At 66.1% G+C, this 22358-nt stretch carries 18 protein-coding genes; 10 read left to right on the top strand and 8 right to left on the bottom strand.

What is annotated here, in order from left to right; genetic code table 11:
* Nucleotides 1-11: 11 nt before the first annotated feature.
* Complete coding sequence (locus tag IEW01_RS11800) at nucleotides 12-731, bottom strand: GNAT family N-acetyltransferase (protein ID WP_188527855.1); 720 nt, start codon at nucleotides 729-731, stop codon at nucleotides 12-14.
* A 190-nt stretch (nucleotides 732-921) separates the two neighbouring features.
* On the opposite strand from IEW01_RS11800, the gene IEW01_RS11805 reads away from it, so the two are divergent.
* Nucleotides 922-1110 carry a hypothetical protein gene (locus IEW01_RS11805; protein ID WP_188527857.1) on the top strand — a complete coding sequence of 63 codons (189 nt, stop codon included), beginning with the start codon at nucleotides 922-924 and terminating at the stop codon, nucleotides 1108-1110.
* Between the two features lie 65 nt (nucleotides 1111-1175).
* Here IEW01_RS11805 and aspS read toward each other — a convergent pair whose 3' ends face one another.
* Nucleotides 1176-3146 (bottom strand): aspartate--tRNA ligase, encoded by a 1971-nt coding sequence (gene aspS / locus IEW01_RS11810; RefSeq protein WP_188527995.1) that lies wholly within the window; start codon nucleotides 3144-3146, stop codon nucleotides 1176-1178.
* 256 nt (nucleotides 3147-3402) lie between these two features.
* On the opposite strand from aspS, the gene IEW01_RS11815 reads away from it, so the two are divergent.
* Nucleotides 3403-4623, top strand: coding sequence for an SAM-dependent methyltransferase (locus IEW01_RS11815; protein ID WP_188527859.1), 1221 nt, complete (start codon nucleotides 3403-3405; stop codon nucleotides 4621-4623).
* Nucleotides 4624-4782: 159 nt separating this feature from the next.
* Nucleotides 4783-8088 carry a carbamoyl-phosphate synthase large subunit gene (gene carB / locus IEW01_RS11820; protein ID WP_188527866.1) on the top strand — a complete coding sequence of 1102 codons (3306 nt, stop codon included), beginning with the start codon at nucleotides 4783-4785 and terminating at the stop codon, nucleotides 8086-8088.
* A gap of 133 nt (nucleotides 8089-8221) precedes the next feature.
* Here carB and rimO read toward each other — a convergent pair whose 3' ends face one another.
* The gene (rimO, locus tag IEW01_RS11825; RefSeq protein WP_188527868.1) at nucleotides 8222-9586 is read right to left on the bottom strand and encodes a 30S ribosomal protein S12 methylthiotransferase RimO; all 1365 of its coding nucleotides are present in this window, start codon (nucleotides 9584-9586) and stop codon (nucleotides 8222-8224) included.
* Nucleotides 9587-9664: 78 nt separating this feature from the next.
* Nucleotides 9665-10252, bottom strand: a complete 588-nt coding sequence (locus IEW01_RS11830) for a GcrA family cell cycle regulator (RefSeq protein ID WP_188527871.1) — start codon at nucleotides 10250-10252, stop codon at nucleotides 9665-9667.
* Nucleotides 10253-10683: 431 nt separating this feature from the next.
* Between IEW01_RS11830 and IEW01_RS11835 the strand changes: the two genes are divergently transcribed.
* Together IEW01_RS11835 and argF are read left to right on the top strand one after the other, a co-directional pair.
* On the top strand, nucleotides 10684-11865 hold the full coding sequence (locus tag IEW01_RS11835) for an aspartate aminotransferase family protein (protein WP_188527873.1): 1182 nt from the start codon (nucleotides 10684-10686) through the stop codon (nucleotides 11863-11865).
* Complete coding sequence (gene argF, locus IEW01_RS11840; RefSeq protein WP_188527875.1) at nucleotides 11862-12788, top strand: ornithine carbamoyltransferase; 927 nt, start codon at nucleotides 11862-11864, stop codon at nucleotides 12786-12788. The genes IEW01_RS11835 and argF overlap by 4 nt, the downstream gene beginning before the upstream one ends.
* Before the next feature lie 89 nt (nucleotides 12789-12877).
* On the opposite strand, the gene IEW01_RS11845 is transcribed toward argF, so the two are convergent.
* Both IEW01_RS11845 and IEW01_RS11850 read right to left on the bottom strand, forming a co-directional pair.
* A complete protein-coding gene (locus IEW01_RS11845; RefSeq protein WP_188527877.1) occupies nucleotides 12878-13627 on the bottom strand; it encodes a GNAT family N-acetyltransferase in 750 nt (249 codons plus the stop codon).
* Between the two features lie 68 nt (nucleotides 13628-13695).
* On the bottom strand, nucleotides 13696-14514 hold the full coding sequence (locus IEW01_RS11850; protein ID WP_188527879.1) for a sulfotransferase family protein: 819 nt from the start codon (nucleotides 14512-14514) through the stop codon (nucleotides 13696-13698).
* Nucleotides 14515-14671: 157 nt separating this feature from the next.
* Here IEW01_RS11850 and IEW01_RS11855 point away from each other — a divergent pair, with 157 nt between their 5' ends.
* The 5 genes from IEW01_RS11855 (at nucleotide 14672) to IEW01_RS11875 (ending at nucleotide 20840) form a co-directional block, all read left to right on the top strand.
* Entirely contained in the window at nucleotides 14672-16249 is a 1578-nt protein-coding gene (locus tag IEW01_RS11855; RefSeq protein ID WP_188527881.1) for a DUF5928 domain-containing protein, read from the top strand.
* 8 nt (nucleotides 16250-16257) lie between these two features.
* Complete coding sequence (locus tag IEW01_RS11860) at nucleotides 16258-16638, top strand: HIT domain-containing protein (RefSeq protein WP_188527883.1); 381 nt, start codon at nucleotides 16258-16260, stop codon at nucleotides 16636-16638.
* A gap of 69 nt (nucleotides 16639-16707) precedes the next feature.
* Entirely contained in the window at nucleotides 16708-16890 is a 183-nt protein-coding gene (locus IEW01_RS11865; RefSeq protein WP_188527886.1) for a zinc-finger domain-containing protein, read from the top strand.
* Nucleotides 16891-17068: 178 nt separating this feature from the next.
* Nucleotides 17069-19864 carry a DNA polymerase I gene (gene polA, locus IEW01_RS11870; RefSeq protein WP_188527888.1) on the top strand — a complete coding sequence of 932 codons (2796 nt, stop codon included), beginning with the start codon at nucleotides 17069-17071 and terminating at the stop codon, nucleotides 19862-19864.
* Nucleotides 19865-19982: 118 nt separating this feature from the next.
* Nucleotides 19983-20840, top strand: a complete 858-nt coding sequence (locus tag IEW01_RS11875; RefSeq protein ID WP_188527890.1) for a 2-oxo acid dehydrogenase subunit E2 — start codon at nucleotides 19983-19985, stop codon at nucleotides 20838-20840.
* Here IEW01_RS11875 and IEW01_RS11880 read toward each other — a convergent pair.
* Nucleotides 20837-21547 (bottom strand): alpha/beta fold hydrolase, encoded by a 711-nt coding sequence (locus IEW01_RS11880; RefSeq protein ID WP_188527892.1) that lies wholly within the window; start codon nucleotides 21545-21547, stop codon nucleotides 20837-20839. The two genes, IEW01_RS11875 and IEW01_RS11880, sit on opposite strands and share 4 nt — an antisense overlap.
* Nucleotides 21547-22341, bottom strand: a complete 795-nt coding sequence (gene pcaD, locus IEW01_RS11885; protein WP_188527894.1) for a 3-oxoadipate enol-lactonase — start codon at nucleotides 22339-22341, stop codon at nucleotides 21547-21549. Before pcaD ends, IEW01_RS11880 begins: the two co-directional genes overlap by 1 nt.
* Nucleotides 22342-22358: the final 17 nt, after the last annotated feature.

Below are 22358 nucleotides of genomic sequence, written 5' to 3' on the forward strand. Positions count from 1 at the left end.
AAGACCGGGCGTCAGCCGCGCAGCGCGGGATCGTCGGCCACGCGCACCAGCCGGGTGAGATCGCCCAACCGCTCGCGCTGCCGTCCTGCGGCATCGAAATTCGCCGGCGCGAGCCAGGCGAGAAAGGCCTCCTTGAGTGCCGGCCACTCGGTGTCGATCGCGGCGAACCAGGCGGTGTCGCGGTTGCGGCCCTTGACCACGGCGGCCTGGCGGAAGGTGCCCTCGTAGCTCAGCCCGAGCCGCTCGGCGGCGCGGCGCGAGGCGAGGTTGCGGGCATCGCATTTCCACTCCAGGCGCCGGTATCCGGCGTCGAAGGCCCATTGCATCATCAGGAAGAGCGCCTCGGTCGCCGCCCGGGTACGGGCGAGCGCGGGCGACAGGTTGATGTGGCCGATCTCGATCGAACCGGCCTCGGGCTGGATGCGCAGATAGCTTGCCACGCCCTCCCATTGCCCGGTGTCGCGGTTGAGGATTGCGAAGAACAACGGATCGTCGCCCGCCGTGGCATCGCGCATCCAGCGGTGATAGGCGGCGGCGGAAGCGAAAGGGCCGTAGGGCAGGAAATCCCAGATCGCGTCGGAGGTGCTGTTGGCCTTGAACAACTGCGCCGCATGGGCATCGGGCGACAGCGGCTCCAACCGGGCATAGCGGCCGTCGAGCGGGAGCCGCCCGGGCCGGGCCGGCGGCCGCCAGCCCTCCACCTTCGCCCCGATATCGCGCGTCTCGCGCATGCCTCGTCACTCCCGTCGCGGTCACCTGAGGCTGTTTTTTCGGGTTTCGCTGCCTTTGTAAATCCCTCCAAGCGAACCGATTATGGCCCGAGCCTTCCGCATTCCCGCCCGATTTCGGGGCAAGGCTGGCGTCATGCGAGCGTTCGCGGATACGAGTGATCTTGGCCCTGGCGGCCAGTGGGGAGTAACGATGGAAAAGGTTCTGGGCCGTTTCGCGGGGAGCGAAGACGGGAATGCGGTGATTGACTGGGTCGTGTTGATGTCGGGGATGGTGCTTCTGGCGATCTCGGCGGTCATTACCATCACCGCCAATATCGACGATATCAACGACACCACGATGGAACGGGTGGAATCCTTGGAGGATTTCTCGCCGAGGTGATCCGGTTCATCTGATGAACCGTTCCGACGGCGGCGCGCTTGGCAGAGCGCGCCGCCGTTACTCGTTTACGCTTCCGGCTCGATCACCCGGAGGTGAAGCTCGCGCAGCTGGGCGTTGTCGGGCACCGAGGGCGCGCCCATCATCAGGTCTTCGGCGCGCTGGGTCATCGGGAAGAGCATGACCTCGCGGATGTTGTCCTCCTCGGCGAGCAGCATCACGATGCGGTCGATCCCCGCCGCGCAGCCGCCGTGGGGCGGCGCGCCGTAGTGGAAGGCGCCCGCCATGCCGCCGAAGCGCCGGCGCACCTCGGCCTCGTCGTAGCCGGCGATCTCGAAGGCCTTGAACATGATCTCGAGCTTGTGGTTGCGGATCGCGCCCGAGAGGATCTCGGCGCCGTTGCAGGCAAGGTCATACTGGTAGCCGAGCACGTTCAGCGGATCGCCCTCCAGCGCCTCCAGCCCGCCTTGCGGCATCGAGAACGGGTTGTGCTCGAAATCAATCTCGCCGGTTTCCTCGTCCTGCTCGTAGATCGGGAAGTCGACGATCCAGGCAAAGGCGAAACGCGCGCGCCAGTTCTCATCCTCGGGGTCTTTCGGCGTTTCGTCCCAGATCACGTCCCGCGCAAGCCCCGCCACGCGCTGGAACGCCTTGGGCTTGCCGCCGAGGAAGAAGGCGGCATCGCCCACGCCCAGCCCAAGCTGCTGGCGGATCGCCTCGGTGCGCTCGGGGCCGATGTTCTTGGCCAGCGGGCCTGCGGCTTCATGAGGCCCAAAATATGCATCGAACAGGAACTCTGCGCGCTCTGAGTCACCTGCCGACGCTGCTGTTTTGATCCTCTCGGCGCCTTCTGCGAGCAACTCTTTCGAATAGGCTGGATCATGTTCTTCTATCTCCTCAAACGTCATGGTGAGGAATTCTTTGAATCGAAGCATGCGTGCGGGTTTCCGGTCCCGCCAGAAGATATACCCCATCCCCGGCAGCCCCTCTTTCTGGGCAAAGGCGTTCATCCGGTCGCAGAACTTGCGGCTGCCGCCCTTGGGCGCGGGGATGGCGCGAACCTCGGTGCCCTCCTGCTCGAGGAGCTTGGCGAAGATCGCGAAGCCCGAGCCGCGGAAATGCTCGCTCACGTCCTGCATCTTGATCGGGTTGCGCAGGTCGGGCTTGTCGGTGCCATACCACAGCGCCGAGTCGCGGTAGGAGATCTGTGGCCAGTCGGCATAGGCATCGACCTTGCGGCCATCGGCGAACTCGTCGAACACGCCCTGGAGCACCGGGCCGATGGTGTCGAAGATGTCCTGCTGCTCGACGAAGCTCATCTCCATGTCGAGCTGATAGAAATCGGTGGGCGAGCGGTCCGAGCGCGGGTCTTCATCGCGGAAACAGGGCGCGATCTGGAAATACTTGTCGAAGCCCGAGACCATCAGCAGCTGCTTGAACTGCTGCGGCGCCTGCGGCAGGGCGTAGAACTTGCCCGGGTGCAGCCGCGACGGCACGAGGAAGTCGCGCGCGCCTTCGGGGCTCGACGCGGTGATGATCGGGGTCTGGTATTCGCGAAAGCCCTTGTCCCACATCCGCTTGCGCATCGAGGCCACCACGTCGGAGCGCAGCTTCATGTTTTCCTGCATCTTCTCGCGGCGCAGATCGAGGTAGCGGTAGCGCAGGCGGGTTTCCTCGGGGTATTCCTGTTCGCCGAATACCATCAGCGGCAGTTCGTCGGCGGCGCCGAGAACTTCCATGTCCTGGATGAACACCTCGATCTCGCCGGTGGGCAGCTTGGAGTTCACGAGCGTTTCGTCGCGCGCCAGCACCTTGCCGTCGATCCGGATCACCCATTCCGAGCGCACCTTCTCGACATCGGCGAACACCGGGCTGTCGGGGTCGGCGAGCACCTGGGTGACGCCGTAATGGTCGCGCAAGTCGATGAACAGGATGCCGCCGTGATCGCGCACGCGGTGCACCCAGCCGGAAAGGCGGACGATGTCGCCTACGTTGGCTTTGCGAAGGTCGGCGCAGGTGTGGCTGCGAAACTTGTGCATTGTCGTCCCCTGGGGCTCGAGTGTCATCCGCGCCGATACAGCGCGCGCCGCCCGGGAAGTCAAGCCTAGCGCCCGTGCGCGGGGGCGGCTGGGCGGGGATTCGGAGAAAAAAACTTTGCATTGGTACGGTCGATGAAAAAGAATTGGCCGGACGAGACGCGAAGCCGTGTCCCAGGGCGAAGGCGGGCAGAACGGCAACGAGAGTGGAGTTTGGATCACGCCGGCTGAAAGAAAAGGCCGGCAGAAGGAGGCCGTGATGTGGACCGCGCTGCTTGACCGGATGCTCGACCACATCGTGCAGGTGGGCACGCTCCGCCTGACCCTGCCCGATGGAACGCGCCGCAGCTATGGAAGGGGGGCGCCGGAAATCGCCCTCAGGCTGACCGACCCCGCGCTGCCAGCCCGCATCCTGCGCAATCCCTCGCTGGCCATCGGCGAGGCCTACATGGAGGGCACGCTCGAGGTCGAGGGCGACGATCTGCGCGGCTTCTTTCGTCTGATCATCCCCAACGTGAACGCCGCGGGCCAGCCATGGTTCCTCGAGCCGCTGCAACTCGCGCGCCGGGCGCGGCGACGGCTCAGGCAGTTCGCGCCGGTGAGCAAGGCGAAGCGGAACGTCGCGCATCACTATGATCTGTCGCGCGCCCTCTACGATCTGTTCCTCGACGAAGACCGGCAATATTCCTGCGCCTACTTTGCGCGCCCCGACATGACGCTCGACGAGGCGCAGGCCGCCAAGAAGCACCACATCGCGAAGAAGCTCCGCATCGAGCCAGGTATGCGGGTGCTCGATATCGGCTGCGGCTGGGGCGGCATGGGGTTGACGCTGGCCCGGGACTACGGCGCCGAGGTGGTGGGGGTGACGCTATCGACGGAGCAGCACGCGCTGGCCACCGAGCGGGTGCGCGCGGCGGGGCTGGAGGGCAAGGTCGATATCCGGCTCCGCGATTACCGCGAGGTGAGCGAAACCTTCGACCGGATTGTCTCGGTCGGCATGTTCGAGCACGTCGGCGTGCCGCATTACAACGAGTATTTCTCCTTCGTGCGGGGCGCGCTGGCCGATGACGGGCTGGCGCTGATCCACAGCATCGGCCATGTCGGCCCCGCCAACGAGGCCGAGCCGTGGATCGTGAAATACATCTTCCCGGGCGGCTACACGCCCGCGCTCTCCGAGATGCAGCGCGCGATCGACCGGCAGTTTCTCGTCACCTGCGACATCGAGGCGCTGCGGCTGCATTATGCCAAGACGCTGGGCCACTGGCACGACCGTTTCATGGCCCGGGCCGACGAGGCGCGCGCGCTGTTCGACGACCGCTTCGTGCGGATGTGGCGCTGGTATCTCTTGTCGATGGAAGCCTCGTTCGAGGTCGGCACGCTTCTGGTCTACCAGGCCCAGCTCGCCAAGCGGCTCGACGCAGCGCCGATCACCCGCGATTACCTCTATCGGGGCGATGCCTCTGGCGAGGAGGCGCGATAGTGCCTTGACCCGCGCGGCAAGGAGGCGCCCTGTTGCACCTGATGAGGGCCCGCGAGCCAGATCAAGCCTTGCGCCCGTTGGCTCCATCTCTATAACCCACGACAATTTGCGTGCGCGGGGGAATCCCGCCCGCCAACCGCTGCTGCCAAGGGGTCCGAAATGCCGAAAAGAACCGATATCAAATCGATCATGATCATCGGCGCGGGGCCCATCATCATCGGGCAGGCCTGCGAGTTCGACTATTCCGGCGCCCAGGCCTGCAAGGCCCTGCGCGAGGAGGGCTACCGCGTCATCCTCGTCAACTCCAACCCGGCCACGATCATGACCGACCCGGAGATGGCCGACGCCACCTATATCGAGCCGATCACCCCCGAGGTCGTGGCCAAGATCATCGCCAAGGAAAAGCCCGACGCGCTGCTGCCGACGATGGGCGGGCAGACCGGGCTCAACACGGCACTTGCGCTGGCCGACATGGGCGTGCTCGAGGAGCATGGTGTCGAGCTGATCGGGGCCAAGCGCGAGGCCATCGAGATGGCCGAAGACCGCAAGCTGTTCCGCGAGGCGATGGACCGGCTCGGCATCGAGAACCCGCGCGCCACCATCGTAACCGCGCCCAAGCTCGAAAACGGCAAGCGCGATCTGCGCGCCGGGCTCGCGAGCGCGATGGAGGTGCTCGAGGATATCGGCCTGCCCGCGATCATTCGCCCGGCCTACACGCTCGGCGGCACCGGCGGCGGCGTGGCCTATAACCGCGAGGATTACGAGCGGCTCTGCCATTCGGGGATGGACGCGAGCCCGGTGGGCCAGATCCTCGTCGACGAAAGCCTGCTGGGCTGGAAAGAGTATGAAATGGAGGTCGTGCGCGACAAGGCCGACAACGCGATCATCGTCTGCTCGATCGAGAACGTCGACCCGATGGGCGTGCACACCGGCGATTCGATCACCGTCGCCCCCGCGCTCACGCTGACCGACAAGGAATACCAGATCATGCGCACGCACAGCATCAACGTGCTGCGCGAGATCGGGGTCGAAACCGGGGGCTCCAACGTGCAATGGGCGGTCAACCCCGTCGATGGCCGCATGGTGGTGATCGAGATGAACCCGCGCGTGAGCCGGTCCTCGGCGCTGGCCTCGAAGGCCACGGGCTTTCCCATCGCCAAGATCGCCGCCAAGCTCGCCGTGGGCTACACGCTCGACGAGCTGGACAACGACATCACCAAGGTCACCCCCGCGAGCTTCGAGCCGACCATCGACTACGTCGTCACCAAGATCCCGCGCTTCGCCTTCGAGAAGTTCCCCGGCTCGAAGCCAGAGCTGACCACCGCGATGAAATCGGTGGGCGAGGTGATGTCGATCGGGCGCACGATCCACGAGAGCCTCCAGAAGGCGCTCGCCTCGATGGAAACCGGCCTGACCGGCTTCGACGAGATCGAGATCGAGGGCGCGCCGGAGAAGCCGGCGGTGGTGAAGGCGCTGTCGGACAAGTCGCCCGACCGGATCCGCGTGATCGCGCAGGCCATGCGCCACGGGCTGACCGACGAAGAGATCAAGGCCGTGACTGACTTCGATCCGTGGTTCCTCGCCCGGATCCGCGAGATCGTCGAGGCCGAGGAAGAGGTGCGCCGCAACGGCCTGCCGGTGACCGAGGAGGGCCTGCGCGCGCTCAAGATGATGGGCTTCACCGATGCCCGCCTCGCCACCCTCACCGGGCGTGAAGAAGACAACGTGCGCCGCGCCCGGATCAACCTCGGTGTCACGGCTGTGTTCAAGCGGATCGACACCTGCGCGGCCGAGTTCGAGGCGCAGACGCCCTACATGTATTCCACCTACGAAGCGCCGATGATGGGCGAGGTGGAATGCGAGGCGCGGCCTTCGGATCGCAAGAAGGTGGTCATCCTCGGCGGCGGGCCGAACCGGATCGGCCAGGGCATCGAGTTCGATTACTGCTGCTGCCACGCCTGTTTCTCGCTCACCGATGCCGGTTACGAGACGATCATGGTCAACTGCAACCCCGAGACCGTCTCCACCGATTACGACACCTCCGACCGGCTCTATTTCGAGCCGCTCACCTTCGAGCACGTGATGGAAATCCTCCGTGTCGAGCAGCAGAACGGCACGCTGCATGGCGTGATCGTGCAGTTCGGCGGCCAGACCCCGCTCAAGATCGCCGGCGCGCTGCATGAGGCGGGCATTCCCATTCTCGGCACCACGCCCGATGCGATCGACCTCGCCGAAGACCGCGAGCGCTTCCAGGATCTGGTCAACCGCCTTGGCCTGCGGCAGCCCGTCAACGGAATCGCCTCGACCGACGAGCAGGCCTTCGCCATCGCCGAGCGCATCGGCTTCCCGCTGGTGATCCGCCCGTCCTACGTGCTGGGCGGCCGGGCGATGGAAATCGTGCGCGACATGGACCACCTCAAGCGCTACATCCGCGAGGCGGTGGTGGTGTCGGGCAAGAGCCCTGTTCTGCTCGATGGCTACCTCTCGGGCGCGGTCGAGGTCGACGTGGACGCGCTCTGCGATGGCAAGGAGGTGCACGTCGCCGGGATCATGCAGCACATCGAGGAGGCCGGCGTGCACTCGGGTGACAGCGCCTGCTGCCTGCCGCCGCACAGCCTGCCCAAGGAGGTGATCGCCGAGATCGAGCGCGAGACCGAGGCGCTGGCGCTGGCGCTCGGCGTCGTCGGCCTGATGAACGTGCAGTTCGCGGTGAAGGACGGCGAGGTTTATCTCATCGAGGTCAACCCGCGCGCCTCGCGCACCGTGCCCTTCGTCGCCAAGGCCACCGACAGCGCGATCGCCTCGATCGCGGCCCGGCTGATGGCGGGTGAGCCGATGAGCAACTTCCCGATGCGCGGGCCGGGTACCAAGGGCGCGAGCCCGCTCACCCGGGTGGACCCGAACATGCCGTGGTTCTCGGTCAAGGAGGCCGTGCTGCCCTTCGCCCGCTTTCCCGGGGTCGATACGATCCTCGGCCCCGAGATGCGCTCGACCGGCGAGGTGATGGGCTGGGACAAGTCCTTCCCCCGCGCCTTCCTCAAGGCCCAGATGGGCGCGGGCACCCACCTGCCCGAAGCGGGCTGCGTCTTCATCTCGATCCGCGACGACGACAAGACCGCGCAGATGCTGGAAACCGCGCGCACCATCCGCGCGCTTGGCTTCTCGATCCTCGCCACCCGTGGCACCGCGTCCTGGCTCACCGGCAACGGCGTCGAGGCGGAGACGGTGAACAAGGTCTACGAGGGTGGGCGCACCATCGTCGACCGGCTCAAGGACGGCGAGGTGCAGCTGGTGTTCAACACCACCGAGGGCGTGCAGGCGGTGGAAGACAGCCGCGATATCCGCGCCGTCGCGCTCTACGACAAGATCCCCTACTTCACCACCGCCGCCGGCGCCCATGCCGCCACGCTGGCGATGAAGGCGCGCGAGGAGGGCGAGATCGAGGTGCGGTCGCTGCAGGAGTAAGGCGCAGGGCGCGTCGAAGCGCCGCCCTGCGCGCGGGCCCGGTTCTCAGAGCGGTCTCGTGTTCAATCCGGTTCACCCGACCTGGGGCACTTTGGGCCGTTAGCAACCCGAAGGGCACGCCCCGGGACCGGTCTCAGACCAGCCGCCCCCACAGATCATACTCGCTGGCCTCGTCCACCTCGACGGTGACGATATCGCCGGGCGTGAGCCGCTCGAAGCCTTCGTCGATGAACAGGTTGCCGTCGATCTCCGGCGCATCCGCCTTGGTTCGGCAAACCGCCCCGTCCTCGTCGACGGCATCGACGATCACCTCCGTCCGCGTGCCCACCTTGGCCGCGAGCTTCGCCTCGGAGATCGCCTGGCTCTTCTCCATGAAACGATCCCAGCGCGCCTGCTTGACCTCCTCGGGCACGTGGCCGGGCAACTCGTTCGCCGCCGCGCCGGCGACGTTCTCGTACTGGAAGCAGCCGACCCGGTCGAGCTGCGCCTCGTCGAGCCAGTCGAGCAGGGTTTCGAACTCGGCCTCGGTCTCGCCGGGGTAGCCGACGATGAAGGTCGAGCGCAGGGTGATGTCGGGGCAGATCTCCCGCCACGCGGCGATCTCGTCGAGCGTTTTCGCCGCCGCCGCCGGGCGCGCCATCCGCTTGAGCGTGTCGGGGTGGGCGTGCTGGAAGGGAATGTCGAGATAGGGCAGGATCAGCCCCTCGGCCATCAGCGGGATCAACTCGCGCACATGCGGGTAGGGGTAGACGTAATGCAGCCGCACCCAGGCGCCGAGCTGCCCCAGGTCGCGGGCCAGGTCGGTGATATGGGCGCGGTGCGCCTTCTCGGTCGCGTGGCGCAGATCGAGGCCGTAGGCGGAGGTGTCCTGGCTGATGACGAGAAGCTCGCGCACCCCGGCCTCCACCAGCTTCTCCGCCTCGCGCACCACCGCGTGCGCCGGGCGGCTCTGCAGCCGCCCCCGCATCGCCGGGATGATGCAGAACTTGCAGTGGTGATTGCAGCCTTCCGAAACCTTCAGGTAGCTGTAGTGGCGCGGGGTCAGGCTCACCCCGGATGCCGGCAGAAGGTCGACGAAAGGGTCGGGCGCGGGCGGGGTGGCGGCGTGCACCGCGTCGAGCACCTGCTCGTATTGCTGCGGGCCGGTCACCGCCAGCACCGACGGATGCGCCCCGGTGATGAACTCGGGTTCGGCGCCGAGGCAGCCGGTGACGATCACCTTGCCGTTTTCGCTCAGCGCCTCGCCGATCGCCTCGAGGCTCTCGGCCTTGGCGGAATCGAGAAAGCCGCAGGTGTTCACGATCACCGCGTCCGCGCCGCCGTAATCGGGCGAGATCGCGTAGCCCTCGGCGCGCAGCCGGGTCAGAATGCGCTCGCTGTCCACCAGCGCCTTGGGGCAACCAAGGCTGACCATGCCGATCCTGGGCTGGCCAGGGCGCGGCTCTTCGCGCAGCACCGCGCGGGCAAGATCCGGTCGAAGATCAGGCGGATTGCTCATCTTTGCCCTTCATCCTGGCCGAAATACCTCGGGGGGTCCGGGGGGCAGCGCCCCCCGGCGCTTCAGCCCGGCGCGACTTCACCGCTTGCGGTCGCGTCGCGACGACATCGGCTGGAACGCCACGCCCACATGGGCTTCGCAATAGGGTTTGCCCTGTTGCACCGGCAGGCCGCAGAACCAGAAGTCCGGCGTCGCCGGGTCGCCGATCGGCCATTTGCAGGTGCGCTCGGTCAGTTCCATCAGGCTGAGCTTCTTGGCGGTCTTCTCGACCTCGCGCACCGTTTCCAGCGCCTCGGGGCTGATCTCGTTCGCGCTGGGCTGCGGCGGCAGCGGCTGGCCTGCGGGGATGATCGGTTTGCGCAGCGGCGCCAGCGCGGGCGTTTCGGCGACGGGCGCCTCGACCACGGGCTCCGGTGCCGGATCTTCGGCCTTTTTCGCGGGCGCCGGCTTGGCCTTGGGAGCGGGCTTGGCGGGCTTTTCCTTCGCGGCGGGTTTGGCCGCGGCCGACGCGCTGCCGCCGGCGCGATTGGAAAGCCCGAGGCGATGAACCTTGCCGATCACCGCGTTGCGGGTCACGCCGCCAAGTTCCTTGGCGATCTGGCTGGCCGACTGGCCCTCGGTCCACATGCGTTTGAGCGTTTCCACCCGTTCTTCAGTCCAGGACATGATGTTCCAATCCTTGCGAGCCCGTCGACGCGCGCCCTCTTACAGCAAGCCATTATATTAGTCAGCCCCCGGGGGCGATACAAGCAGCCAGCCGCCGCCCGCCTTCGCCCGGGGTGGATCAGCGCGGGGCTTCGACGCGCGCGAAGCCGGCAAGGGCCGGGGGCGCGGCGGGGCGCTTCGGACGCCGGGCGGCACCGGGCCGGGCGCGGGGACGACCAGCGGGCATGCGCCATGGCCTTGCCAGCGCGCGAAAAACCGGGCAAATAGCCTCCATGAGCACACGTATCGCATATACCGAAACCCGACGCCGACGCACCCGCGCCTGACGTCTCGTTCGCTCATCCTGCGCCAAAGCGGCGCGCACCCACCCAAATCGTTGACATGAGCCTGCCCATGCGGCACCCAAAGGCTTTCCTGTGGAGAATTTCCCCATGATCCCTTCTCTCCTGCCCACCTATGCACGCGCGCCCTTGGCTTTCGAACGGGGCGAAGGTTCCTGGCTGGAGACGACCGACGGGCGACGTTTTCTCGATCTGAGCTCGGGCATCGCGGTGAACGCGCTCGGCCATGCCCACCCGGCGCTGGTGGCCGCGCTCACCGAGCAGGCGGGCAAGCTGTGGCATGTCTCCAACCTTTACGAGATCCCCGCCCAGAAGGCGCTGGCCGACCGGCTGGTGGCTGCCACATTCGCCGATACCGCCTTCTTCACCAACTCCGGCACCGAGGCGCTGGAACTGGCGGTGAAGATGGTGCGCAAATACTGGTATGAGAAGGGCGATCCCGAGCGCATCGAGATCGTGGCCTTCACCGGCAGCTTCCATGGCCGCTCCACCGCCGCGATCGCGGCGGCGGGCAGCGAAAAGATGGTCAAGGGCTTCGGGCCGCTTATGCCGGGCTTCACCCATATCGAGTTCGGCGACCACGAGGCGCTGAGGGCCGCGGTGACCGACCGCACCGCCGCGGTGCTGATCGAGCCGGTGCAGGGCGAGGGCGGCATTCGCCCGGTGCCCGACCCGTGCCTCAAGGGGTTGCGCGACCTGTGCGACGAAACCGGCGCGCTGCTCGTCTTCGACGAGGTGCAGTGCGGCATGGGGCGCACCGGCAGGCTTTTCGCCCATGAATGGGCGGGTATCGCGCCGGATATCATGATGGTGGCCAAGGGCATCGGCGGTGGCTTTCCGCTCGGCGCGGTGCTGGCCAGCGAGGCGGCGGCGGAAGGCATGACGCTGGGCACGCATGGCTCCACCTATGGCGGCAACCCGCTGGGCTGCGCCGTGGGCGCCAAGGTGATGGAGATCATCGACGATCCCGACTTCCTCGCCGAGGTCCGGCGCAAGGCGGCGAGCCTGCACCAGCGCCTCGAGGGGCTGGTGGCGGTGCATCCGGACGTGTTCGAGGAGGTGCGCGGGCTGGGCTTCATGCTCGGGCTGAAGTGCCGGGCGCCGAACACCGAGGTGGTGAAGGCCGGCTACGACCAGCACGTGCTCACCGTGCCGGCCGCAGATAACGTGGTGCGGCTCCTGCCCGCGCTGACCATAAGCGATGATGACATCACCGAGGCGATCGAGCGGCTCGATGCCGCGGCCTCTGCCGTGAAAGGAACCGGCGCATGAGACATTTTCTCGATATCGACAAGACCGACACCGCCGATCTGCGGGCGATGATCGACCAGGCGGCCGCGATGAAGGCGACCCGGGCGGGGCTGCCCAAGGGCACGCCCGACCTCGAGCAGCCGCTGAAGAACCATCTCGTGGCGCTGATCTTCGAAAAACCCTCGACGCGCACCCGGGTCAGCTTCGACGTGGGCGTGCGCCAGATGGGGGGCGAGACCATCGTGCTCAGCGGCTCGGAGATGCAGCTCGGCCACGGCGAGAGCATTGCCGACACCGCCCGCGTGCTCAGCCGCTACGTCGACATGATCATGATCCGCACCTTCGACGATGCCTCGCTTCTCGAGCTCGCCGAACACGCCAGCGTGCCGGTGATCAATGGCCTCACCAACCGCTCGCATCCCTGCCAGATCATGGCCGATGTGCTGACCTTCGAGGAGCATCGCGGGCCGATCGCGGGCAAGAAGGTGGTCTGGGTCGGCGATGGCAACAACGTCTGCGCCTCGATGATCCACGCGGCCGGGCAGTTCGGCTTCGATTTCACCTTCACCGGACCGGCGACGCTGGAGCCGGAGGCGGTGTTCGTCGAGGAGGCGCGCAGCCGCGGCGTGAAGGTCGAGCTTGTGCGCGATCCGGGCGAGGCGGTGGCGGGGGCCGATCTGGTGGTCACCGACACCTGGGTGAGCATGCACGATGCGCTCTCGGCCCGCGAACGGCGGCACAACCAGCTCAGGCCCTACCAGGTGAACGAGGCGCTGATGGCGCAGGCGAAGCCCGACGCGCTTTTCATGCATTGTCTGCCGGCGCACCGCGGCGAGGAGGTGACCGACGCGGTGATGGACGGGCCGAACTCGGTGATTTTCGACGAGGCGGAAAACCGGCTGCATGCGCAGAAGGCGGTGATGCGCTGGTGCCTAGACGCCTGAACCGTGGCGAGGCCGGGGGTTTCACACCCCCGGACCCCCGTGAGGTATTTCTGCCAGGATGAAGGGGGCGGGGTAGCGCTGCTTTCTTCCTAACCGCCGAGGCGTTCGAGGATCTGTTTTTCCAGAAGGTAGTGGTAGGACAGGAGCTTGCCGTCATGCACCAGGGCGTAGGTGCCATAGGGCGAGGGTGAGAGGGCGCGCAGGTCTTCGGCGGTTTCGATCACCCGGTCGGTGAAGGGCAGGCCGAGGGTCTCGGCGGCGCGGCGGGCGTGTTGGGCCGCGTCTTCGAGGTAGGGGCATTGCGCCGAGCGCAGCACGGTGAGCCCCGGCCCGCACGCCTCGGCCTTGGCGTGCCAGCCGCCGGTGAGGCGGGGAAGCGGCCCGCGGGTGAAGCATTTCGCGGAGAGTTCGAAGCCATGTTCGGCGCGGTCGATGCCTTCGTAGCCGCGATGTTCGAGCACGCCCGGCGAGATCAGCCAGTTGCCCTTGCCGGTGAGCGCGGCGACGCCGCGGAAGCCTTCGGCGCGCGCCCAGCCTTCAACCTCGTCGAGCAGTGCCGCGGCGAAGCCCCGGCCCTTGGAGCGGCCCACCACCCAGAGGCAATGGATCACCGCGAAATCCTCGGCGCCATCAATCCCGCGCCAGCATTTCGCGCCGGGCATGAATTCGATGAAGCCGCGCTCGCCCTCGCCAAGCAGGCGCAGTTGCAGCCCCTCGGCAAAACGGCCCATCAGCCAGGCGCGCTTGGCCTGCCACGCCGCGCCGTTGCGCGCGCTCATCTTGCAGAAGAAGCCGTATTCCTCGACGTTCTCAGCCGTGACGGTGATGATTTCGACCATGCGAGCCTCCAAACGGGAGCATGACGCGCACGAAGCGGGTTGTCATTGACGCCGGTCAAGCCGCGCGGTCAGGGGCCAAGCTTCTTGTGCACCTCGTCGAGGTCGATCTCGGCGGTGGGCATCTTGTTGCCGGGATTCTCGTAATCGTATTTGAACAGGTCGAAATCCCGTTTGTAGATTTCGCGCACGAGGTGCATCGACAGATCGTCGAAATACGCCTCCACCGGGTGGGCCCGCTTCGGCCCGTGGCCCTCGCTTTCGTTGAAGCGGGGGATCTTCTCGAGGTTGACCTTCTTCCTGGTCTTGATGTTGTCGAGGACCACCTGCATGCCCTCGTTGAAATTCTCGATGTGGAAGATGTGGTCGTAGCTGCCGCCGTTGTGGATGAAGGTGGAGATGTGGCCCGACATCGAGGTCCAGTGAATGTCGGGGTCCATCGGGCGGCGGAAGCGGATGGTGTCGCGCGCGAACAAGAGGAAGCGGCGGAAGCTGCGGATCTGGTCGAAGGCGAAATCATCCTCCGGCGCGCCCACCTCGATGCCGTATTTCTGGATCAGCAGCGGCACGAGGTTGCCCCGGTAGCGCTTGCCGTTGCGCTGGATGCCGCAGATCTTGTCGAAGAACGACGACAGCACCCGGGTATAGGGGTTGCGCACCGCGGTGAAGGCGTAGGACTTGTGCTCATGCACGTTGGCCTCGATGATCGGCTGGCTTTCCTCCATCGCCCATTTGTGCATGCCCTCGGTGGCGTCGTGCACGTCGCCGTCGTAAAAGGTGCCATGATCGGAATAGAACATGATCTGCCCGATCGTCGAGCAGGCGCACTTGGGCACGACGCGGTAGACCACGCTTTCGCTTTCCGTCATCCATGTTCCGGGAAAACCCATGATTGCCCGACGCCTCCTGAAACCGCGGTCGCCCTGGGACCGGAACAGACAAAAAAGCCCAACCTGTTGAAAAAAAGCAAACCAAGCCTGTAAATTCAATGCTCGTTTACGGTATTTGTGTCAACAATCCAACTTCATGGCGGTAACGGTTTCCTAAATGGCGAAGATTGCCTTCATCCTCCTGGTTCACAAGGATCCTAAGGCGATCATCAACCAGGCGCAGCGCCTGACGGCGGCGGGCGACTACATTTCGATTCACTTCGATGCGCGCGCGTCAAAAGCGGATTATGACATGATCCGCGGCGCGCTCGCCGACAACCCCGCGGTGACGTTTTCGCGGCGGCGGATCAAGTGCGGCTGGGGCGAATGGTCGCTCGTCGAGGGCACGCTGGAAGCCGTGAAGGCGGCGGCGGAGGCGTTTCCGCGCGCCACGCATTTCTACATGGTCTCGGGCGATTGCATGTCGATCAAGTCGGCCGAGTTCGCGCATGACTTTCTCGATGCCGAAGACGTCGACTACATCGAGAGCTTCGACTTTTTCGAGAGCGACTGGATCAAGACCGGCTTCAAGGAAGAGCGGCTGGTCTATCGCCACTGGTTCAACGAACGCACGCAGAAGCGGTTGTTCTACACCGCCTTCGATATTCAGAAGAAGCTTGGGCTCACCCGCCGGATTCCCGATGATCTGCAGATCATGATCGGCTCGCAATGGTGGTGCCTGAGGCGGCGCACGATCGAGTGGATCCTCGATTTTGCCACGCGGCGGCGCGACGTGATGCGGTTTTTCCGCACCACCTGGATTCCGGACGAGACGTTCTTCCAGACCCTCGTGCGCCACATGGTGCCGAGCGAGGAAATCCGCGCGCGCACGCTCACCTTCCTGATGTTCACCGACTACGGCATGCCGGTGACCTTCTACAACGACCACTACGACATGCTGCTCAGCCAGGATTACCTGTTCGCGCGCAAGATCAGCCCCGAGGCGCACGAGCTCAAGCGCCGGCTCGGCGCGCTCTATGCCGCCGAGGGAGTGGAGTTCAAGATCTCCAACGAGGGGCGCTCGCTGTTCGGGTTCCTCACCGGACGGGGGCGAATCGGGCAACGCTTCGCGCCGCGGTTCTGGGAGGCGGAATCGACGCTCGGGCGCGAGCGTGAGCTGCTCATCGTGGTGGCCAAGAAATGGCACGTGGGCAAGCGGCTGCTCAACCGCATCCGGCAGGTGACCAACGTGCCGATCATCGAATACCTGTTCGACGAGGACTCCACGCCGCTGCCCGATCTCGGCGGCATCCAGTCGACGCTGGAGAAGCGCACCCGCCACCGCCGCGCGCTGATGCGGATGCTGTTCGACTATTTCGAGACCGACCGGCTCGCCATCGCGATGGACCCCAACAACATGGACCTTTTGCGCGATTTCTACTCCGACCGGTCGACCACGCGGCTTTTGGAGATCGAGAGCGAGTTCTCCGACGATTGGATCACCGGCCACGCCCAGCGGGTCGGGCTCGCGGGGGAGCGCACGCCGGCGGATGCGATGGAGCGGCTGCTGCCGACGATCCGGGCCGATTTCTACTTCGAGAGCGATCGCATCCGCGACGCGGGTTTCGAGAACGCCGAAATCATGAGAGAAAGCGCCAATCCGGAGGAAAACGCGGTGGCCCTTGCCAAGTTTCTCTCGATCCCCGAAGAACGGGCGCTGGAGATTGCACGAACCGAGCACCTGTTTGCCGATTAGGAGACGCCATGGCCTACGATTACGATACCGGGAACATCTTCGCGAAGATCCTGCGCGGCGAGATTCCGAACGATACCGTGCTCGAGACCGAGCATAGCCTCGCCTTCAACGATATCGGCCCGCAGGCGCCCGTGCATGTGCTGGTGATCCCGAAGGGGCCTTACGTGAACTGGGACCATTTCATCACCGGGGCAAGCGCGGAAGAAATAGCCGACTACGCCCGGGCGATCCACGCGGTGGTCGGAAAGCTGGGGCTGGAGCCGGGCGAAGGCGGGCAGGGCTACCGGCTGATCATGAACGCGGGCGAGGCCGGGGTGCAGGAGGTGCCGCACCTGCATGCGCATATCCTTTCGGGCCGGCCGCTTGGCAAACTCGTCGCCGCGGGCTGAGCCTGCTTCGGCCTTGCCCGCAAAACCATCCGCGTTATCATGCCGCGGTGAAACGAACAGAGGCTCGACATGACCACGCCTGTCCCCGAGACGAAGATCATCGACAAGAAGAAATTCGCCTGCGACGGCGGCGGCCCGGCCTCGGGCCATCCCCGCGTCTGGCTCACCATCCCCGACGATCAGGGCTGGGTCGAATGCCCCTATTGCGATACCAAGTATGTCTACGGCGAAGAGATCCGCGAGGCGGGCTGAGGCCGGCAGCCGGGCCGGGATGGTCCGGTGCTGACCGCGCCTCGCGAGACAGGCCGGCAAGATATTGCCTGACCTTGCAGGCGGTCGGGCGCGGTTTTGACGCATAAGCCGGACAACCGGGATCGAGCGCCGTTCGCCTCGCCGTGACGCGAACGGAAGCCACGAAAAGGACGCGCGCATGACTTTCGGCAAGGGATGCCACCTTCACCTGGTCGACGGTTCGGCCTACATCTTCCGCGCCTACCATGCCTTGCCGCCGCTCACGCGCAAATCCGACGGGTTGCCGATCGGGGCCGTTGCAGGTTTCTGCAACATGCTGTTCAAGCAGGTGGAAGACTCGAAGGGCGATGATGCGCCCACGCATGTCGCGGTGATCTTCGACCATTCCGGCAAGAGCTTCCGCAACGAGATCTACCCCGCTTACAAGGCCAACCGCCCGCCCGCGCCCGAAGACCTGGTGCCGCAGTTCCCGCTCACCCGCGACGCCACCCGCGCCTTCAATATCGCCTGCATCGAGAAGGAGGGGTTCGAGGCCGACGACATCATCGCCACGCTCGCCCGCGAGGCGCGCGAAGCCGGCGGGCGGGTGACGATCATCTCGTCCGACAAGGACCTGATGCAGCTCGTCGGCGGCGGCGTCGAGATGCTGGAACCGATGAAGGGCGTGCGCATCGACAACGAGGGCGTGGAAGCGAAGTTCGGCGTCGGCCCCGAGCGGGTGGTCGATGTGCAGGCGCTGGCGGGCGACAGCGTCGACAACGTGCCCGGCGCGCCGGGGATCGGGATCAAGACGGCGGCGCTGCTCATCAACGAATACGGTGATCTCGAAACCCTGCTCGAGCGGGCCGGCGAGATCAAGCAGCCCAAGCGCCGGGAGGTGCTGACCGGGATGGCCGACCAGATCCGCATGAGCCGCGAGCTGGTGCGCCTCGATGAAAACGTCGCGCTCGATTTCAGCCTCGATGACCTCGAGTTGCGCGATCCCGACCCGGAGGTGCTGCTGCCCTTCCTCGCGGCGATGGAATTCCGGTCCCTGACCAAGCGGATCGCCGATACGCTCGGGGTGGACAGCGCCGATATTCCCGCGCCTGCCCCCGCTGAGGACACCCCGGAAGCGCCCGGCCTGCCGCCGATCGACCCCGACCTTTACGAGCGCGTCGACAGCATGGAGGCGCTCGCGCGCTGGGTCGCGGCGATCCATGAGCGCGGATACGTGGCGGTGGACACCGAAACCACCTCGCTCGACGAGATGCAGGCGGAGCTTGTCGGGATTTCGCTCTGCGTCGAGCCGGGCGCGGCGTGCTACATCCCGCTTGGCCACAAGAAGGGCGGGGCGGATGATCTGTTCGGCTCCGATGCGCTGGCCGAGGGGCAGTTGCCGCTGGCGGGGGTTCTCGCCCTGCTGGGGCCGGTGCTGGAAGATCCCGCCGTGCTCAAGATCGGCCAGAACATCAAGTATGACGCCAAGATTTTCGCGCGCCATGGCGTTGCGGTTGCCCCGATCGACGACACCATGCTGATGAGCTACGCGCTCTACTCGGGGCTTCACAACCACGGCATGGATGCGCTTTCGCAGCGCTACCTCGGGCATGCGCCGATCCCGATCAAGAGCCTGCTGGGCAGCGGCAAATCGGCGATCACCTTCGACCGGGTCGAAATGGATACGGCGGTGCGCTATGCCGCCGAAGACGCCGATATCACCCTGCGCCTGTGGCAGTTGTTCAAGCCGCAGCTGCACCGCGCAAAGGTTACCACCGTTTACGAAACGCTCGAGCGCCCGCTGGTGCCGGTGCTGGCCGAAATGGAGATGAACGGTATCACGGTCGACCGCGATACGCTGAGCCGTATGTCGAACGCCTTCGCCCAGAAGATGGCGGCGCTGGAGGCGGAGATCCATGAACTCGCGGGCGAGCGCTTCAACGTCGGCTCGCCGGCCCAGCTCGGCGAGATCCTGTTCGAGAAGATGGGGCTGGAGGGCGGCAAGAAGGGCAAGGTCGGCAAGTATTCCACCCCCGCCGACGTGCTGGAAGACCTCGCCACCGAACACGAACTGCCGGCCCGGGTGCTGGACTGGCGGCAGCTGTCGAAGCTGAAATCGACCTATACCGACGCGCTGCAAGCCCATATCAACCCCGAGACCGGCCGGGTGCACACCTCCTACGTGCAGACCGGCGCCAACACCGGCCGCCTCGCCTCGACCGACCCGAACCTGCAAAACATACCCGTGCGTACGGAAGAGGGCCGGCGCATCCGTGAAGCCTTTGTGGCGCCGGAAGGCAAGGTATTGGTTTCGCTCGACTACTCGCAGATCGAATTGCGCATCCTGGCCCATGTCGCCGGGATCGAGAGCATGAAACAGGCTTTTCGCGACGGCGAAGACATCCACGCCGCGACCGCCTCGGAGATGTTCGACGTGCCGCGCGACGAGATGACGCCGGAAACGCGGCGGCGGGCGAAGGCGATCAACTTCGGCGTGATCTACGGCATCTCCGGTTTCGGCCTCGCCCGCAACCTGCGGATTCCGCGCAGCGAAGCGCAGGCCTTCATAGATCGCTATTTCGAACGCTACCCGGGCATTCGCGCCTACATGGACGATACGGTTGCGTATGCAAAGGAGCACGGCTTCGTCGAAACGCTGTTCGGCCGCCGGATCCACACCCCCGAGATCGGCGCGAAGGGCCCGCAGGCCGGCTTCGCCCGCCGCGCCGCGATCAACGCGCCGATCCAGGGCACCGCCGCCGACATCATCCGCCGCGCGATGGTTCGCATGCCGGGGGCGATCGCCGATCTGCCGGTGAAGATGCTGCTGCAGGTGCACGACGAACTGATCTTCGAGGTTGAAACGGCGGCTGTCGATCGGGCCGTGCCGGTGATCCGCGAGGTGATGGAAGGGGCGGCGGATCCGGCCGTGCGGCTCTCCATCCCGCTGGTGGTGGATGCGGGGCAGGGGGCGAACTGGGCCGAGGCGCATTGACCCGCCACCCGGCCCGAGACCACCCGCCGCGCCCCGAACTCGACCAAGGCGCTCTGCCGGTGTAATGAAAAACCGGGATGCGCGCATTGGCATGAGCGTTTGCAGGGGAGGATGGGTGATGTTTTCAGGCGAGCGGCCGGATGGCCGCCGGGTGCGCAAAGCGCCCAAGGTGCGGTTGTTCATGCCCTACCTGCTGCCACGCAGGGGCGACGCCGCGGTGTTCTTCGAACAGAAGATCGACATCTCGAAAACCCTTGACTACCTCGAACGCTGGAACAACGGCACACGGCCACCCTTGCGGCTGTTTCACATCTACGTCGCCGCCGGGGTGCGGGTGATGGCCGAGCGCCCCCGGCTGAACCGCTTCATCGCCGGGCGCAGGCTCTACCAGCGCGACGACATCGCGATCTCGATCTCGGTGCTCAAGGCGCGCGATGATGACGCCAAGCTCACCGTCGTGAAGCAGACCTTTGAGCCCGACGATGGTATCGTGCAGGTGCGGGCGCGCACCGAGGAGATCGTATCCAACGGCCGCGCCCCGGCAAAAACCTCGTCGGAGCGCGAGGTCTCGCTCCTGTTCCGGCTGCCGCGCTGGTTGATCCCGCTGCTGCCCAGGCTCCAGAAACTGGGCGACTGGCTGAACATCACCCCGGCGTCGTTGCCGCGCAACGATCCGCTCTATGCCTCGGCGATGATCTCGCATCTCGGCTCCATCGGGCTCGACAGCGCCTATCACCACCTTTACGAGCACGGCACGCTGCCGATCTTCGCGGTGATCGGCAAGGCGCGCGACGAGGCGGTGGTGACCGAGCGGCGCCAGATCGAGATCCGCCCGGTGGTGACCGTGCGCTATACGCTGGATGAGCGCATCGTCGATGGCTATTACGCCGCCCGCTCGCTCGATCTGCTGCAGGACTTCGTGGAAAACCCCTGGCTGCTCGAGCGGCCCGAAGATGAAGGCCCGGGCCCGCTCTAGCCGCGCGCGATCTGGTCGAGCAACGCGGCCAGCGCACCCGGGGCGGCGAGAAAGGGCGAATGGCCGGTGGGCAGCCTGTGGATGTCTGCCGGGTCGAAGCCCGATGACATGGCGCGCTGGTGCGCGGGCGGAATCGTGCGATCCTGCTCGCAAAGGATATAGCTGCGTGGCACGTCGGTGCTCCGTCCCTTAGCCTCGAAAGGTGCGGCCTGCGGCGCGATCGGTTGCCAGCCGAGCCGGGCGCGGGCGAAGGCCAGCGCTTCGGGCGGGCAATCGGCGCAGAGGTTGGCCGCGATCGCCGCGTCGGTGAACCGGTAGGAGAGACCATCGGCGGAGGTTTCCAGCGCGCCCGCAAGGGGTTGCTCCGGGGCCTCGCGCCGCATCTCAATCAACGAGGCGCCGGGACGGGGCACGTAGGCGCAGAGAAACACGAGGCGCGAGATCATCTCGGGCGCGATCTCGGCGGCCTGGGCGATGGCGAAACCGCCGGCAGAGTGACCGACGACAATGCTGGGGGCATCGAGCCGGGCGAGGATCGCGCGGGCATAGGACGCCAGCGTCACCTCGCCAGCCCGTGTGTTGTCGTCGCCCGAGCCGGGAAGGTCGAGGGCGTCGGCCTCGTGGCCGAGAGCTTCAAGTGCCGGCCGCACGTCGCGCCAGCACCAGGCACCGTGACCGGAGCCATGCACGAGCAGGAATCGCGCCATCAGATATGGCCGATCTCGGTGAGGAAGCCCGCCAGCGCGGCGGCGTATTCGGCCGGCTTTTCGACGCAGGCGAGGTGGCCTGCCCGCCGGATCAGGTGAAACCGCGCGCCGGGCACGAACTCCGTGGTCTCGCGCACGAGGTCGGCCGGGGTCGAGCCGTCTTCGCTGGCGGCGATACCAAGCGTGGGCAGCCGCAGGCGGGCAGTGCTCTCGATGAGATCGGTTTCGCCGATGGCCTCCATGCAGCCGATGTATCCCTCCGCCGGGGTGCGCGTAAGCATGTTGCGCACCGCTTCCACGAGGTCTGGACGCTCGGTGCGGCTGTCACGCGAGAACCAGCGTTCGATGGTGGCATCGGCCAGCGCCGCCACGCCCCCGTCGCGCACTGCGTGCACCCGCTCGTGCCACATCTCATGGGTGCCGATGCGCGCGGCGGTGTTGGAAAGCACCATGGCGCGCAACAGGTCGAGCCGCTCCGCCGCCAGCCCCTGCGCCACCATGCCGCCGATGGAGAGACCGACGAAGACCGCGTCTTTCAGCCCGAGGTGATCCATCAACCGAGCCGCGTCCTGCACCAGGTCGCCCATGTAATAGGGGGCCTCCGGGCAGGTGCTGAGGCCGTGGCCGCGCATGTCGTAGCGCAGAACGCGCAGCCCTTCGGGCAGATGCGCCAGAACGCCGTTCCAGATCCGCAGATCGGTGCCAAGGGCATTGGCGAAGACGACGACGGGCCCGTCGTCGGGTCCGCTCAACTCGTAATGGACGCGGATATCGCCCAGGTCTGCCATCCTCATGGCGCACCTCCCCTGTT

Source organism: Sinisalibacter lacisalsi (assembly GCF_014640115.1).
In the GTDB taxonomy this organism is placed as follows: domain Bacteria; phylum Pseudomonadota; class Alphaproteobacteria; order Rhodobacterales; family Rhodobacteraceae; genus Sinisalibacter; species Sinisalibacter lacisalsi.